Annotated in this window: 13 protein-coding genes; 6 read left to right on the top strand and 7 right to left on the bottom strand. The window is 75.7% G+C overall.

What is annotated here, in order from left to right; translation table 11 throughout:
• Window positions 1–51: 51 nt before the first annotated feature.
• On the top strand, window positions 52–657 hold the full coding sequence (locus ACFVUH_RS02210; protein WP_355362694.1) for an XRE family transcriptional regulator: 606 nt from the start codon (window positions 52–54) through the stop codon (window positions 655–657).
• Window positions 658–788: 131 nt separating this feature from the next.
• On the opposite strand, the gene ACFVUH_RS02205 is transcribed toward ACFVUH_RS02210, so the two are convergent.
• Window positions 789–2,189 carry a LuxR C-terminal-related transcriptional regulator gene (locus ACFVUH_RS02205; protein WP_387910586.1) on the bottom strand — a complete coding sequence of 467 codons (1,401 nt, stop codon included), beginning with the start codon at window positions 2,187–2,189 and terminating at the stop codon, window positions 789–791.
• Between the two features lie 159 nt (window positions 2,190–2,348).
• On the opposite strand from ACFVUH_RS02205, the gene ACFVUH_RS02200 reads away from it, so the two are divergent.
• From ACFVUH_RS02200 to ACFVUH_RS02190, 3 genes are all read left to right on the top strand, one after another.
• The gene (locus ACFVUH_RS02200) at window positions 2,349–3,317 is read left to right on the top strand and encodes an NADP-dependent oxidoreductase (protein ID WP_387910585.1); all 969 of its coding nucleotides are present in this window, start codon (window positions 2,349–2,351) and stop codon (window positions 3,315–3,317) included.
• Between the two features lie 172 nt (window positions 3,318–3,489).
• The gene (locus ACFVUH_RS02195) at window positions 3,490–4,218 is read left to right on the top strand and encodes an MIP family channel protein (RefSeq protein WP_355362700.1); all 729 of its coding nucleotides are present in this window, start codon (window positions 3,490–3,492) and stop codon (window positions 4,216–4,218) included.
• An 87-nt stretch (window positions 4,219–4,305) separates the two neighbouring features.
• Window positions 4,306–5,151, top strand: coding sequence for an SDR family NAD(P)-dependent oxidoreductase (locus ACFVUH_RS02190; RefSeq protein ID WP_387910583.1), 846 nt, complete (start codon window positions 4,306–4,308; stop codon window positions 5,149–5,151).
• A 432-nt stretch (window positions 5,152–5,583) separates the two neighbouring features.
• Here the strand turns inward: ACFVUH_RS02190 and ACFVUH_RS02185 are convergent, their stop codons facing one another.
• From ACFVUH_RS02185 to ACFVUH_RS02170, 4 genes are all read right to left on the bottom strand, one after another.
• Window positions 5,584–6,267 carry an ABC transporter ATP-binding protein gene (locus ACFVUH_RS02185; protein WP_387910581.1) on the bottom strand — a complete coding sequence of 228 codons (684 nt, stop codon included), beginning with the start codon at window positions 6,265–6,267 and terminating at the stop codon, window positions 5,584–5,586.
• Between the two features lie 141 nt (window positions 6,268–6,408).
• Complete coding sequence (locus ACFVUH_RS02180; protein ID WP_387910579.1) at window positions 6,409–7,173, bottom strand: ABC transporter ATP-binding protein; 765 nt, start codon at window positions 7,171–7,173, stop codon at window positions 6,409–6,411.
• Complete coding sequence (locus ACFVUH_RS02175) at window positions 7,170–9,293, bottom strand: ABC transporter permease (protein WP_387910577.1); 2,124 nt, start codon at window positions 9,291–9,293, stop codon at window positions 7,170–7,172. Before ACFVUH_RS02175 ends, ACFVUH_RS02180 begins: the two co-directional genes overlap by 4 nt.
• A 12-nt stretch (window positions 9,294–9,305) precedes the next feature.
• Complete coding sequence (locus ACFVUH_RS02170; protein WP_387910575.1) at window positions 9,306–9,920, bottom strand: hypothetical protein; 615 nt, start codon at window positions 9,918–9,920, stop codon at window positions 9,306–9,308.
• A 139-nt stretch (window positions 9,921–10,059) separates the two neighbouring features.
• Between ACFVUH_RS02170 and ACFVUH_RS02165 the strand changes: the two genes are divergently transcribed.
• A complete protein-coding gene (locus ACFVUH_RS02165) occupies window positions 10,060–10,710 on the top strand; it encodes a hypothetical protein (protein WP_387910573.1) in 651 nt (216 codons plus the stop codon).
• Window positions 10,701–12,110 carry an ABC transporter substrate-binding protein gene (locus ACFVUH_RS02160; RefSeq protein WP_387910571.1) on the top strand — a complete coding sequence of 470 codons (1,410 nt, stop codon included), beginning with the start codon at window positions 10,701–10,703 and terminating at the stop codon, window positions 12,108–12,110. The genes ACFVUH_RS02165 and ACFVUH_RS02160 overlap by 10 nt, the downstream gene beginning before the upstream one ends.
• 24 nt (window positions 12,111–12,134) lie before the next feature.
• Here the strand turns inward: ACFVUH_RS02160 and ACFVUH_RS02155 are convergent, their stop codons facing one another.
• On the bottom strand, window positions 12,135–13,349 hold the full coding sequence (locus ACFVUH_RS02155; RefSeq protein WP_387910570.1) for a PP2C family protein-serine/threonine phosphatase: 1,215 nt from the start codon (window positions 13,347–13,349) through the stop codon (window positions 12,135–12,137).
• A 242-nt stretch (window positions 13,350–13,591) separates the two neighbouring features.
• Window positions 13,592–14,014 carry a MarR family transcriptional regulator gene (locus tag ACFVUH_RS02150; protein ID WP_355362720.1) on the bottom strand — a complete coding sequence of 141 codons (423 nt, stop codon included), beginning with the start codon at window positions 14,012–14,014 and terminating at the stop codon, window positions 13,592–13,594.
• Window positions 14,015–14,049: the final 35 nt, after the last annotated feature.

Raw genomic sequence — 14,049 nt, 5'->3', positions numbered from 1 at the left:
TCCCGGGAAGCCGCGTTGCCGGAACCGGGACGGCCTGCTTCGATCGTCCGTATGGACCAGGACGCCAACCCCGAGATCGCCGCCACCCTGCGCCAGATCGGCCCCCGGCTGCGCCGCCTGCGCGAGCGCAAGAACATGTCCCTGACCGAACTGGGCCAGGCCACCGGCATTTCCAAGAGCACGCTCTCCCGGCTGGAGTCCGAGCAGCGCAAGCCCAGCCTGGAACTCCTCCTGCCCATCGCCGCCGCCCTCGCCGTCCCGCTCGACGAGATCGTCGCCGCCCCGCGCATCGAGGACCCGCGCGTCCACCAGCACCCGGCCCGGGCCGACGGACGGACCTTCGTCCCGCTCTCCCGCCACCGCACCGAACCCCGGGCGTTCAAGATCACCATTCCGGCGGCCCACCAGACCCCCTCACTCGCCACCCACACCGGTCACGAATGGCTCTACGTGCTCTCCGGCCGCCTGCGGCTGCTGCTCGGCGAACACGACGTCGTGCTCGCCCCGGGCGAGGCGGCCGAGTTCGACTGCCAGAACCCGCACTGGTTCGGCTCCACCGGCGACGGCGACGTCGAAGTCCTCAGCCTCTTCGGCAAGCAGGGCGAACGCCTCCACCTGCGCGCCCGCACCCGCCCGAAGGGGACGAAGGAACCCTGAGCGGGGACGGACACCCCGGCACCCGAGCCGACAACGCCCACGCCGCCCCGTCGGCGTCCCGCCGGCCCAGCCCGGGACCGGGGGAGTGGGACGTCGGCGGGTCCGACTTCCTGTGCTGCCGGCGTTCGGGGTCAGGAGGCGGCGTGGAGGGGGGTGGGGGACGGGGTCGGGAGGCCGGCGCGGTGGGCGAGGGCGGCGGCTTCGCCGCGGGAGGCGACGTCGAGCTTGGCCAGGATGTTGGCGACGTGGAACTTCACCGTGGACTCGCTGATGTGCAGGGCGTGGGCGATCTCGCGGTTGCGGCGGCCCCGGGCGAGCTGGTCCAGGACCTCCAACTCCCGCGGGTGCAGGCCCTCCAGCGGGTCGTCGGCGGCGGTGGACGTGCAAGCCTCCGGGGCGTGCAGGGGCAGGTCGGCGGTCACCGTGGTGCCCCAGCCCGGGACGGCGTCGATCGTCAGGCGGCCGGCCAGGGCGGCGATCCGGTCGGCGGTGCGGTGCACGGCCAGCGCGTCGGCGGTCAGCAGGCCCGGGCCGTCGTCCCGGACGACCACGCGCAGGCCGTCCCCGACGAACTGCCAGCGCACGTGCAGGCGGCCGAGCCCTTCCTGCTCCAGCATGGCGAGCACGGTGGAGCGCACGGCGGCGCGGGCGGCGTGCGCGGTGTCGACGGGCACCGACCGGTCGCTCTCGGCCGGGGCCAGCAGGTCCAGCCGCACCGGGCTGTGCCGCAGCAGCGGCCGGACCGCGTCGGCGAGTCGGGCGAACGCGACGGCGGCCGGCTCCTCGCTCAGCTCGCGGTCGCGGTCGGAGGCTCCGCGCAGGTCGAGCAGCGCGGTCACGGCCAGGTCGGTGGCGCTGCGCCGGGCGGTGGCGTCGTCCAGGGCGGCGGAGCGCAACGGCGCGAGGATCGCGGCGAGCGCGGAGGCGTGCGCGCTGCCGAGTTCGGCGATGGTGCGCGCCCGGGCGCTCGCCGAGGCGCGCGAGGCGGAGGCGTGCACGGGGGCGGCGTCGACGGCCCGGTGATGGGAGTGCGTGGTCAGCAGTTCCCACAGTTGCTGCAGCACGCGCAGCGGCTGTTCGGGCAGCGGCGCCGGAGAACGGTCGACCCCCGGTCCGGAGTCGGCGCGGACCAGGACCAGCAGCGCCCCGTTGCTGCCGGTCGGCGCCGCCGCCACGGCCACCGCGGGGCGCGGGCGCCCCGCGAGCACCGCCTCGCCCTGCCAGGGCCGGCCGGGCGTCACCTGCTCACCGAGCCGGGCCAGTTCCGCACCGGTGATCCGCGCGGAGAGCTCCTCGGGTCCCGACGCGCTCGCGGGGGAGTGCGTGCAGATCCCGCTCAGCTGGGCCAGCGCGATGTGCGGGACGAGGCCGGCGAGCACCTCGGAGATCCTCGGCATCAGCCGTGACCGTGGCGTGCGCAGCACCTCGGCGGTGAGGGCCAACGCGCCCTCGGGGTCGGCCCATGACCACCCGTCGGCCCCTGCCGCCCCGTCGTCGCCGTGTCCGTCGTCGCCGTGCACCTTCTCCACCATGCCGACCAGCGTAGTTCGCTCCGGTCCGCCCCGGCCTGGCCGAACGGACGGGTGGAACCGTCCGAACGGCGGGGCGGCCGGGGGCGTCGCCCGTACCAGGCTGGAGTCGTCACCGGGACGAGCCAAGTCCCCAGGAACGAACGAACGGTGGGCATTCCCATGAGCAACCCTTCCGGCACGGCTGCGGGTACGGGCACCCTCTCGACCAAGGCCATCGGCTTCACCGAGTACGGCGGTGTGGACGTCCTGCGGCCGATCTCGGTCGAGCTGCCCCCGCCCGGCCCCGGCCAGGTGCGGATCGCGGTGCGCGCCGTCGGCGTCAACCCGCTCGACCACAAGGTGCGTTCCGGCGCGCTGACCGCGCTGTTCCCGGTCACCTTCCCCGCCGTCCTCGGCTACGAGGTCGCGGGCGTGGTGGAGTCGGTCGGCGCGGGCGTTTCCGAGTGGCGGGCCGGGGACGAGGTGCTCGGCGCGGTGCACGGCGGCGGGTACGCGGAGCACGTGCTGGCGGAGGCGGACCGGCTGGTCCGCAAGCCGGCCGCTCTCGGCTGGGCGCAGGCGGCGGCGGTCCCGGTGGCCGCCGAGACCTCCTGGCGCTCGCTCGACCTGCTGGGCGCCGAGTCCGGCCACACGCTGCTGGTGCACGGCGCGGCCGGCGGCGTCGGCACGGTGCTGCTGCAGTTCGCCAGGGCCCGGGGGATCCGGGTGATCGGCACCGCGAGCGAGGCCAACCACGCGTACCTGCGCGAGCTGGGCGCGGTGCCGGTGGTGTACGGCGAGGGGCTGGCCGAGCGGGTCCGCGCCGCCGCACCCGGGGGTGTGGACCGGGTGCTGGACGCGGTCGGGTCGGGCGTGCTGCCGCTGTCGGTTGAGCTGGCGGGCGGAGCGGAGCGGGTGCTGACCATCGCCGACTGGCAGGGCGCCGAGCAGCACGGGGTGCGCTTCACCGGTGGAGAGGCGACCGCCACCTACGACCGCCCGGCACTGAACGGCGCGATCGAGCTGTTCGAGGCGGGCGACCTGACCCTGCCGCTGCACCGGGTGCGGCCGCTGGCGGAGGCGGCCGAGGCGCAGGCCGAGAGCGCGCGCGGCCACCTGCGAGGGAAGATCGTCCTGATGGTGAGCTAAGTCCGGATTGGTCTGATTTTCACTCCTTTGGAATAATCCGACGCTCGGAATCCCCGCGATCACGGGGATCAGCCGGTCGGCCGACATGCGCTCGCCCATTCGAGTGCAGAGGGTTGACCGGAGCGACGGGCGGCACCAGGCCGTCCGCGCGGACGAGGTCAGGAGGACCCGGATGGACAGGCGAGCGGTGGTCGGCGAATTCCTCGGAACGCTGTTGTTGGTGCTGCTGGCGGTGGGCGCGGCGGTGCTGGCCGGGGAGGCCATCGGCTCGGTGGGCATCGCGCTCGCCTTCGGCCTGGTGCTGCTCGCGCTCGCGTACGCGATCGGGCCGATCTCCGGCTGCCACGTGAACCCGGCGGTGACGCTCGGTTTCCTGCTGGCCCGCCGGATCGACGGCCGCACGGCGGTGTCGTACTGGGTCGCGCAGGTGCTCGGCGGCATCGCGGGTGCGGCGCTGGTGCTGCTGCTCGCCAAGCAGGTCCCCGGTCTGGAGACCCACGGCAAGCTCGGCAGCAACGGCTGGGGTGACCGCTCGCAGGTCCACATCAACGCCGGCGGCGCCTTCCTGACCGAGGTCGTGCTGACCTTCCTGCTGGTCTACGTGGTGCTCGCGGTCACCCACCGCCTTGCCGCCACCGGCTTCGACGGGCTGCCGATCGGCATGGCCCTGGTGGTCGTGCACCTGGTCGGCATCCCGCTCACCGGCACCTCGGTGAACCCGGCCCGCAGCCTCGGCCCGGCCCTGTTCGCGGGCGGCCCGGCACTCTCGCAGCTGTGGCTGTTCCTCCTCGCGCCGCTGGTCGGCGGCGCCCTGGCGGCCGGTGTGCACCTGCTCACCCATCCGCAGCCGAACCTTCCCGTCGCCGAGGCGCTCGCCACGGACGCCCGGGCGGCGGCGTAGTCGACGGAGTTGACAGAGTCGGTGGAGTCGGCGCCAGGGACGGCGCCGACTTCACTGTTCGAGACCGGGCGGCTACAGTCCGGTGTCATGGATGACGTGGGGATCGCGGCGGCCCGGGGGCGCGGCGGGCGACTGGCGGGGAAGTCCTGCGTGGTCACCGGCGCCGCGAACGGGATCGGCCGCGCCGTCGCCGAACTCTTCGCCCGCGAGGGGGCGTCGGTGGTGGGGACCGACCTCGACGGTGACGGCCTGCGGCGGCTGGCGGAACAGCTGCCGCAGGCCGTCACCACGGTGGTCGGGGACGTCTCCCGGGACGAGGACGCCCGCCGGATGATCGCCGCCGCCGTCGAACGGCACGGCCGGCTGGACGTCCTGGTGGCGAACGCGGGGGTGAGTCCGCTGCTGGAGATCACCGAGGCGGGCGCCGACGACTGGGACCGGGTGATGGCCGTCGACGGGCGGGGCATGTTCCTCACCTGCAAATACGCCATCGAGGCGATGGCCTCGGCCGCCGGTCGCGACCGGGGCGGGGAGGGGGTCGGAGGCAGGGGTAGGGGCGGGGTTGGGGGCGGGGGTGCGATCGTCTGCGTCTCGTCCGTCTCCGGCGTCGCGGGGCAGCGGGCCCAGGCCGTGTACGGTCCCGCCAAGTTCGTCGCCTCCGGCCTGACCAAGCACCTCGCGGTGGAGTGGGCCGACCGGGGCATCCGGGTCAACGCCGTCGCTCCCGGCACCATCACCACCGAGAGGGTGGCCCGCCTGCGGGACGAACCCGGCGGGCCCGAGTACCTCGCCGCCATCGAGCGGTTCCACCCGATGGGCCGCCTCGGTTCCCCCGGGGAGGTGGCCGCCGCCGTCCTCTTCCTTGCGTCCGACGAGGCGTCGTTCATCACCGGTGCCGTCCTCCCGGTGGACGGCGGCTACCTCGCGCAGTGACGCTCAGCGGCCCGGCGCCGCGGGCGGTCCTGTGGGCCGCTTCAGTGAGCGCGGTGACACCCTCCGCGCCGCGACTGTCCGCGACCGCCAGCCCGGTGGTGGTCGAGGCGACGGTGAACCGGTCGCCGGGGGGCGGCCCTCGTCGGCCCGGCGCGCCCAGTCGTCCAGCAGTGCCGGCAGCATGCGCGGCAACCCCTGGGCATGCGGGGCGAATTCGGCGGCCGAGAGGCCCTCGGTGCGGATAGCGGTGCGCGGTCGTCCAGAACAGGTCGAGCAGCGCGCCGGCCGGCGCCCGCCCGGTCCGACCTGCCCCGAACTCCTCGACGGCCTGGCCCGCGAGCGCGCCCGCAATCACCGGGGTGATCCGTGAACTCGCCGAGGTACGGTGGCTGTTGGACGAGATCATGGCCGCCGCCGCGCCGAGCGAGGTGATCACCGGGCCGCGTCCGGAGCCGTTCTCGGCTCGCCGGGCTCCCCGGAGAAGGTGACCTCGCCCCGGTGCAGGACGTGCACGGCCGCCGCCCCGGTCAGCGTTGCGGGGAGCATCTGCGCGGTCAGCACCACCGTCCGGCCGGTGGCGGCGGCCGAGGCCAGCAGGTGTGCGTGCAGTCGGGCGGCGGCGGCCGGGGCCAGCCCCCGGTCCGGTTCGTCGAGCAGGAGCAGCGACGGTGCAGCGGTCAACGACCTTGCCACGGCGACGAGTTGCTGCTGACCTCCGGAAAGCGTCCCGGCCCGCCGGGGGAGCAGGGCGGAGAGCTCGGGGAACAGCTCCAGTGCCTCCTCCGCGGGACCGGCCCGGGTGCGGGCGCCGAGGGCGAGGTGCTCGGCGACGGTCAGCGAGGCGAACACGGCCCGCTCCGCCGGCACCAGCGCCAGCCCGAGCCGTACCCGCTGGTGCACGCCGAGCGCGGTGACGTCCCGTCCCCGCCACACCACCCGCCCGGCGGCCGGCCGCACCAGCCCGGCCAGCGTGTGCAGCACGGTCGTGCGGCCGGACCCGTTGCGGCCGAGCAGCACGGTCACCCGTCCGGCGGGCACGGCCAGGTCCACGCCGTGCAGGGCCTCCAGTGGCCCGTACCGCACCCTCACGCCCAGCAGGGCGACTTCGACGGGCATGCGGCGCTCCCGGGGGTCGAGTACGGTTTGAGGGTTGGGAATTGGAAATCTGTCATCTGATATCTGTCATCCGTCAGCTGTCATCTGTTATCTGAAATCTGTCAGCTGTCAGCTGTCAGCTGTCACGTGTCATCCGTCCCGTCACCGGCCCCAGGCGCGGACCACCCGGGGGTCGGCCAGCACCGCCGCCGGCGGGCCGGCCGCCACCATCCGGCCGTCGGCCATCGCGTAGACGGTGTCGGCGAGTTCGGCGACGAGGTCAGGGTCGTGCTCGACCAGCAGCAGGGCCATGCCGTCGTCGGCGAGACCGCGCAGGACGGTGAGCAGCCGGGCGGTCTGCGCGGAGTCCAGGCCCGCCGCCGGCTCGTCCAGCAGCAGGACGCGCGGCTCACCGGCCAGCGCCCGCGCCAGTTCGACCAGCCGCAGCACGCCCGTCGGCTGCCCGCCCGCCGGCTCCGCCGCCACCGGGCCCAGCCCGAACACGGCGAGCGCCCGCGCCGTCCGGCCGTCCGCCGCACCGGAGCGCCGCTCGGCACCGGCGCGCTGCTGCTCCGCGCCGACACGGACGTTGTCCGCCACGGACAGCGTCGGGAACACGGCGATCTGCTGGAACGTGCGGGCCAGCCCGAGCCGCACCCGCCGGTGCACCGGGAGCCGGGTGACGTCCCGGCCACCCAGCAGCACCCGGCCGGCATCCGGGCGGGCGGTCCCGGCCAGACAGTCGAACAGCGTGCTCTTCCCCGCCCCGTTGGGCCCGATGAGCGCCGTCACCCGCCCCGGCTCCGCGACCAGATCGACCCCCGCCACCGCCTCGATCCCCCCGTACCGCCGCACCACCCCGCGGGCCGTCAGCCGGGCGGCGGGCACCCCGGCCGACGGCGCGACGGCGCGACGCGGCCCGGTCACGGCCCGGCCTCTCCGGGAGCCTCCCCGGGCGCCTCGCCCCCGGCCGTCCGGCGGGCCGCGATCAGCGCCCGCACCCGCCGCCCCGCCGGGGACAGCCGGCCGACGGGCCCGGGCGGCGCCGCTGCCGACAACGCCGACGGGGCGCCGGGCCGCACCGCCGCCCGGGCCGCGGCGAGGCCGGCCAGGCCGCCCGGCAGACGGCCGATCGCCGCCGCCAGCACGCCGACCGCGACCGCCGACACCCCCGCGACCGTGCCCGCGTCCAGACCGGTGAGCAGCGCCGCCGCCAGGACCGCCGCCAACGCGCTGTCCGCGCCCGCGACGACCACGGCCGCGAACCAGAGCAGCCCCTGCACGGGGTCGAACGCCGCCGGGTCGAACGCGCGCCCGGCCATGCCCATCAGACCGCCACCGAGCGCCGCCAGCGCCGCACCCACCACGAAGGCGAACAGCTTGAGCCCCGGCACGTTCACCCCCGCCGCCGCCGCCCCCGGTTCGTGGTCGCGCATCGCGCTCAGCGCCCGCCCGGTGCGCCCGCCGTGCAGGGCCCGCACGACGGCCGCGCCGAGCCCGAGCAGCAGCAGTTCGGCGACGTAGAACGCGCGGTCGCCCGCCAGGAACGCGGGCCGGTCCAGGACCAGCCCGGTGGTGGCGTACGGCTGCTGGAAGACGAAGCGGCTGAGCGTCGTGCCGACCGCGAAGGTCACCAGCGCCAGCGCCAGGCCGCGCCGCCGGATCGCCGGCCAGCCGGTGAGCAGGCCGAGCGGCGCGGTGGCGAGCACGGCGAACAGCAGCGCGGGCACCGCCGGCAGGGCGGGCAGCCCGGGGATCCGCCCGGACATCAGCAGCGCCGTCCCGAGCGCCCCCAGCCCCGCGTACCCGGCCTGGCCCAGCGAGATCTGCCCGCCGTAGCCGGTCACCACCACGATCGACAGCAGCACCAGAGCCAGCGCCGGCACCAGCAGTGCGCTGCGCAGGTCGTTGCCGCGGAAGCCGAGCGGCAGCAGGAGCAGTACCAGGCAGACCGCCCGCGCCGCCCAGGCGCCGCCGCCGCCCCGCGCCCGCACCCACGGGGGGACGGGCGACCCGTCCGGCCGCCCCCGCCCGTCGGCGAGCCCGGGGCCGGCCAGCAGTGCGGCGACCAGCAGCGCCACCACGAACAGGTTCGCCTGCACCGCCTGCACCAGCGGCAGCAGCTGCCCCTCCGGCCGGAACCGGGTCAGCTCGGCCTGCAGCACGCCCAGCCCCAGCCCGGTCACCACCGCGACCGGGATGCTCCGCAGCCGGGCCGCCACCGCGACGGCCATCGTCTCCATGACCAGCAGCGGCAGCCCGTACGGGTCGAGCAGCAGGTACGGCGCGAGCGCGATCCCGACCAGCCCCGCGGTGAACGAGCCGAACGCCCACCCGGCCGCCGACACCCGGTCGGCGTCCACCCCGGCCAGTTCGGCGAGCCGCCGGTCGTCCACCACCGCCCGCAGTGCCAGTCCGAACGGCGTGAACCGGGTCGTCGCCCCGACCGCCAGGGCGAGCACCAGGATCGCGGCCAACTGCGCCACCGTGTCCGGGCGCAGCATGTGCCCGCCCGGCAGCGCGATCGGCGCCCCGCCGAGCGGGGACGGCGCGCCGCCCACCGGCGCGGCCCCCCACACCAGCACCACCACCCCGATGAGCAGCACGAACACACCGAGGCCGGCCACCATCGTCTCGGCCGGTCCGGCGCCGCGCCGTTGCAGCGGCCGGTACACCAGGACGTCCAGCAGCACGCCGAGGGCGGGCGCCACCAGCAGCAGACAGCACCCCACGGCCGGCCAGACCGGCCAGCCCCGCACGACGACCAGGTCGCGCAGCAGATAGGCGACGAACATGGCCTGCGCGCCCTGGGCGAGGTTGAGCACACCGGTGGCGCGGTGGCAGACGACCAGGCCGATGCCGCTGAGCGCGGCGGCGCTGCCGACGGTCAGACCGGCGAGCGCGAGGTCGACGGTGAGACCGGTCGAGTCGAGACCGGCCGCGTGGAGCACGGCCGCGTCGCGCGGGATCGCGTGGAGGCCGGTCGTGTGGAGGCCGGTCGCGTGGAGGGCGTCCGCGCCGAGAGTTGCCGAACCGAGCCCGGTCATCGGCCCGCCGCCTCAGCCGGTCGGCGGGCGCGGATCGCCCGGACGGGTGGTGGGGCCGTCGGACGGCTCACCGGCCGGACCCGGGTCGCAGAGCGGGCAGGGCGTGAGCCCGCGCTCCCGGACGGCGGAGGCGTCGACGGGCGCGGCGGCGGCCTTGCCCACCACCAGCGGGCAGTCCGGGCGGTGGTAGAGCGTGCCACCGGGGACGGCCAGCGGGGCGCCGGTGGCGGCGGCCGGCGCTTCGTCGGCAGGCTCCGCCGGATCGACGAGCAGGGCGTACAGGTGCTCGATCCGGCGGTCCGTGGCCGTGGGCGCCCCCGAGGACGGTGGCGGTGGTCCGGGGCGGTCGCGCCCGGGCGGGCGCAGGGCGACCAGGACGGCGCCCGCCACGATCAGCGCCGCCCCGGGGACGGTCGCCGAGGCCAGGTAGGGGACCTGCTCCTCGACAAAACGCTCGCCGGACACCCCGTACCAGCCCAGTACGCAGAGCACCGCGCCCACGGCGACCAGCGCCCATCCGGCCCACCCGCCGTTCTCCCGGGCCGAGCGCACCGCGCTCGCCGCCGCGCCTTTCGCGCGGTTCGTACCGCTCGGTCGCCCCTGAGCCCCGGATTGCGATTCGTCCATGGATCCGCCTTGATGGTGTCACTTGCGACGTTTCCAGGATCGGCCTGGAACAGCATCCGGAACGGCGCGAACCGGCCCGAGCGGCGCCCGCGAGGCGCGCCCGCCGGTTCCGCCCGCCCCGGCCGTCGAGAGGAACACCATGCACGTGAGGCAGAGCGGTACCCGGCGGGCCGCCGGCCCGGTCCTGCGGTCGGCGGGCGCCCTGCTCGCGCTGCTGCTGGTGGGCACGGTGGCCGCCTGCAGCAGCGGCAAGTCGCAGTCCTCGACGGCGAGCCCGTCGCCGCCCGCCGCGACCGCCACTGCGACCGGCACCGCCACCGCCACCGCGACCGGCACCGAGACCGCGACCGGGACCATGACCGCGACGGCCACGGAGACGACCACCGGGACCGCGAGCCCCAGCCCCGGGGCGACCGCGCCCGCCGACCCGGCGGCCGCCACCACCGAGATCACCGCCAGCTGGCAGAAGTTCTTCGACCCGACCACCCCGATCCCCGAGAAGGCCGCGCTGCTCCAGAACGGTGACACGCTGCTGCCCGTCCTGGAGGGCTTCGCCCAGGACCCGCGGGTCGGCCAGGTACAGGCCAAGGTGACGAACGTGGCGTTCACCTCCGCGACCGAGGCCACCGTCACCTACGAGCTGTCCCTCCAGGGCAGCGTGGTCGAACCGGCCGCGACCGGCCAGGCGGTGCTGGACAACGGCACCTGGAAGGTCTCCCGCGCGACCCTCTGCGGACTGCTGACCCAGGCCGCCGGTGCCACCGGCACCCCGATCCCCGGATGCAGCTGACCCCTGCCCCGCGTCGGCGCCCGCGCCCCGCCGCCCTGGCCCTGGCCCTCACCTTCGTCCTCGGCCTCGTGCTGTCGGCCGGGGCGACCGGCTGCGGGACCCGCCTGCCGCCCGATGCCTTCGGCGCCCGCTCCACCACGGCGGGCGCCACCGGGACCGGGCCCGGCGGGAGCGCCGCCGGCAACCCGGCCTCCGACACCGGCGTCACCCCGACCGAGATCCGGGTCGGCATCGTCACCTCGCTGACCAGCCCCGTCGGCAGCGAGGTGTTCAGCGGACCGCGCTACGGCGCCCAGGCCTTCTTCCAGGCCCTCAACGACCACGGCGGCCTGCACGGCCGCACCGTCAAGGTCGTCACCTGTGACGACGGCGGCAGCGGCATCGGCAACCAGGACTGCGTGCACCGGCTGATCGACCAGTCGCACGTCCTCGCCTTCGTCTCCGGCAGCGTCCTCGACTACGCCGGCGCCCCCTACGTGAGCGGCAAGGCGGTTCCGGACGTCGGCGGCCAGCCGATCGGCACCGCGTACGACCGCTGGCCGCACCTGTACGGCATCTACGGCAGCAGCGCGCCGCGCGACGGGCACGCCGTCGGCTGGAACGGCACCCTCTACCAGTCCACCGAGGTGTTCCGTTTCTTCAAGCAGCGGCTTGGCGCGACCAGCGCCGCCGTGGTCGCCTACAACCAGGCCGACTCCGCCCGCTACGCCGCCCAGCTGCGCGCCGGCCTGGAAGCCGAGGGCTACCGGGTGCTCGTGCAGACGGTGGACTTCGCGCTGCCGAACTTCCAGGCGGTGGCCGCGGCCGTGCGGGCGGACGGCTCGCAGCTGCTGTTCGACGCCATGGACACCCGGGGCAACGCCGCGCTCTGCCGCTCCCTGGACGAGTCCGGGGTCCACGTCACCGCCAAGGTGACCAATGTGCAGAACTGGTCGGAGTCGGTGCGCACCGACTACCAGGCCTCGCCCACCTGCCGCAACGCGCTCTGGGCCACCTCCTCCTCGCTCAACTACGAGGACGTCGGCCACCCGGCGGTGGGCGCGTTCCGCGCGGCGATGGCGCGCTACTACCCGGACCGCGAGCCGCTGCTCTCCGCCTGGGAACTGGAGGGCTGGGCGGGCGCCCAGTGGCTCACCGACGCGATGGACTCCTGCGGCGCGGACCTCACCCGGGCCTGCGTCGAACGGTTCATGAACCGCCCCGAGCCCTACGACGCGCACGGACTGATCCTGCCCGCCTCGTTCGTCCCCCAGCCCCCGCCGACCGGGCTCACCCGGGCCTGCCTGAACGCGGCCCGCTGGCAGGACTCCGCCGAGGGCGGGCGCGGCGGCTGGGTCACCCAGGTGGCCTCGATGACCACCACCTGCTTCGACGTGCCGCAGCTGCCGTATCAGCCGTGAGCCGCCCGGCCCCCCGGTGGTGGATCAGCCGAGGCGCTCCACCAGGACCATCGCCGCGTCGTCGTCCAGCCGCCCGCCGACGTACGCGAGCAGGTCGCGGCGCAGGTGGTGCAACAGGGCGGCCGGGCGCTCGGCGGCGTGGGCGGCGGTCCGTTCGGCGGTCCGCTCGGACAGGGGGTAGAAGCGCCGCGCGTCGTCGCGGGCCTCGATCACGCCGTCGGTGTAGATCAGCAGCCGGTCGCCGGGCAGGAACGCGAACTCCTCCACCGAGTAGGGCTCCGGGGCCAGTTCGCCGAGGCCGAGCGGGGGCGCGGTACGGCCGGGCTCCAGGGTGGTGACCACGCCGTCGTGCAGCAGGAGCGGCGGCGGGTGGCCGCAGTCGACCAGCCGGATCACCGCCTCGTCGTCCGGGATGTCCAGGACGAGGGCGGTGATGAAGGACTCGCCGCCGTCGTCCGCGGCGGCGGACTCGGAGTCGGTGGACGTCGTGGTTGCGGGGGCCGCGGGGGTTGTTGCTGCCGGCGTCTCGCCGGGCGGCGGCGGACGGGCGCCGGGCCGGAGCCGGGGCGGGAGCCGCGGCTGCTCCTCGGCGCCCCGGTCCTGGGCGCGCTGCTGCTCCGCGAGCTGGGCGAGGTCCCAGGCGATGCTGCCGTCGAGGTAGCCGACCAGGCCCGGCAGGTCGGCGTGCAGGTGCGCGGCGGCCCGGAACGCCCCGAGCAGCAGCGCGGCGTCGCCGAGCGAGGACAGGCCCTTGCCGCGCACGTCGCCGACCAGCAGCCGGGTGCCGACGGTGGTGCGGGCCGCCGCGTAGAGGTCGCCGCCGACCTGGGCCTCCGCCTCGGCGGCCAGGTAGACCGAGGCCAGGCGCAGCGGGCCGATCCGCTCGGGCAGCGGGCGCAGCAGGACACGCTGCGCCGCCTCGGAGACGGAACGGACCTGGGCGAGTTGGCGCTCGTGGCGGTCGCGCAGCGCGCGCAGGCCCACGATGAGGGCCGAGACGGCGATCAGGGCGCCGAGCTGGGTCTCGTGGTTGGCGGTGGTGAGGCCGTCGCGCAGGGTGCCGATGACGGTGAGCCCGGCGATCGCCAGCACGGCCACGACGGCGGTGGCCCGGGCGCCGGCGACGGAGGCGGTGAGCGCGGGGGCGACGATCAGCAGCGGGCCCAGGTGGATGTTCGGCGGGGTGAGCACGTCGACCACCGTGATCAGCACGATCAGTGCGAGCGGGATCGCCGTCATCGCCCGGCGGCCGGGCCGCAGGGAACGGCGCCGGTCGCGGGAACGCCGGTCGTCGGGGTGCCCCGCGCCGGGGTGTCGCTCGCGGGGAGGCTGCCGAGGTGGCACCTCTCCTCTGTACACCGTCCGGGTGGTCCGCCGCACCCCGGGCCGGCCGGCGGTCCGCTCCGGTCCGGTCCGCGACGGTCCGGTCCGCCGGGGGTTGGGTCGGTCGGCGGCCGGGTCAGCCTTCGCTCGGCCTTCGCTCAGCCTTCCGAGCCGTAGCGGGCCAGGTAGTCGGCGAAGCGGGACACGTCCTCGTCCGACCAGTCGGTGAAGCGGGCGGCGAAGGAGAGCCGCCGCTGCTCGTTGGCCTCGCGCAGCAGGGTCAGCCCGGCGTCGGTGGCGAGCAGGATCTGCCCGCGCTGGTCCTCCGGGTCGGTCTCGCGGCGCAGCAGCCCGAGCTTCTCCAGGGCGGTGACCTGGCGGCTCACCGTGGACTTGTCGAGCATGAAGTGCGCGGCGACGTCGGCGGCCCGGCAGCCGCCGCGCTCGGTGATGAGGTCCAGGATGCTGTAGGTGACCAGCGAGAGGTCCGGGTGAAGCTGGGACGCCTTGTGGCGGGCGCGGCGGGCGAAGGCGGTCAGCTCGCGCTGGATGGTGGCGATCGACGTCTCGCGGTCGGGCACGGTGACCTACCTCCTCGGAGTCTCGGACTTTGTTG

Source organism: Kitasatospora sp. NPDC058032 (assembly GCF_042885845.1).
Classification (GTDB): Bacteria; Actinomycetota; Actinomycetes; order Streptomycetales; family Streptomycetaceae; genus Kitasatospora.
The sequence above is the reverse complement of the archived record's forward strand: the minus strand, read 5'-3'. Positions and strand labels throughout refer to the sequence as shown.

What these genes read in the sequence shown, in the direction of transcription:
- ACFVUH_RS02210 (WP_355362694.1), top strand. Translation starts at nt 52, where the DNA reads ATGGACCAGGACGCCAACCCCGAGATCGCCGCCACCCTGCGCCAGATC.
- ACFVUH_RS02205 (WP_387910586.1), bottom strand. Translation starts at nt 2,189, where the DNA reads ATGGTGGAGAAGGTGCACGGCGACGACGGACACGGCGACGACGGGGCG.
- ACFVUH_RS02200 (WP_387910585.1), top strand. Translation starts at nt 2,349, where the DNA reads ATGAGCAACCCTTCCGGCACGGCTGCGGGTACGGGCACCCTCTCGACC.
- ACFVUH_RS02195 (WP_355362700.1), top strand. Translation starts at nt 3,490, where the DNA reads ATGGACAGGCGAGCGGTGGTCGGCGAATTCCTCGGAACGCTGTTGTTG.
- ACFVUH_RS02190 (WP_387910583.1), top strand. Translation starts at nt 4,306, where the DNA reads ATGGATGACGTGGGGATCGCGGCGGCCCGGGGGCGCGGCGGGCGACTG.
- ACFVUH_RS02185 (WP_387910581.1), bottom strand. Translation starts at nt 6,267, where the DNA reads ATGCCCGTCGAAGTCGCCCTGCTGGGCGTGAGGGTGCGGTACGGGCCA.
- ACFVUH_RS02175 (WP_387910577.1), bottom strand. Translation starts at nt 9,293, where the DNA reads ATGACCGGGCTCGGTTCGGCAACTCTCGGCGCGGACGCCCTCCACGCG.
- ACFVUH_RS02170 (WP_387910575.1), bottom strand. Translation starts at nt 9,920, where the DNA reads ATGGACGAATCGCAATCCGGGGCTCAGGGGCGACCGAGCGGTACGAAC.
- ACFVUH_RS02165 (WP_387910573.1), top strand. Translation starts at nt 10,060, where the DNA reads ATGCACGTGAGGCAGAGCGGTACCCGGCGGGCCGCCGGCCCGGTCCTG.
- ACFVUH_RS02160 (WP_387910571.1), top strand. Translation starts at nt 10,701, where the DNA reads ATGCAGCTGACCCCTGCCCCGCGTCGGCGCCCGCGCCCCGCCGCCCTG.
- ACFVUH_RS02155 (WP_387910570.1), bottom strand. Translation starts at nt 13,349, where the DNA reads ATGACGGCGATCCCGCTCGCACTGATCGTGCTGATCACGGTGGTCGAC.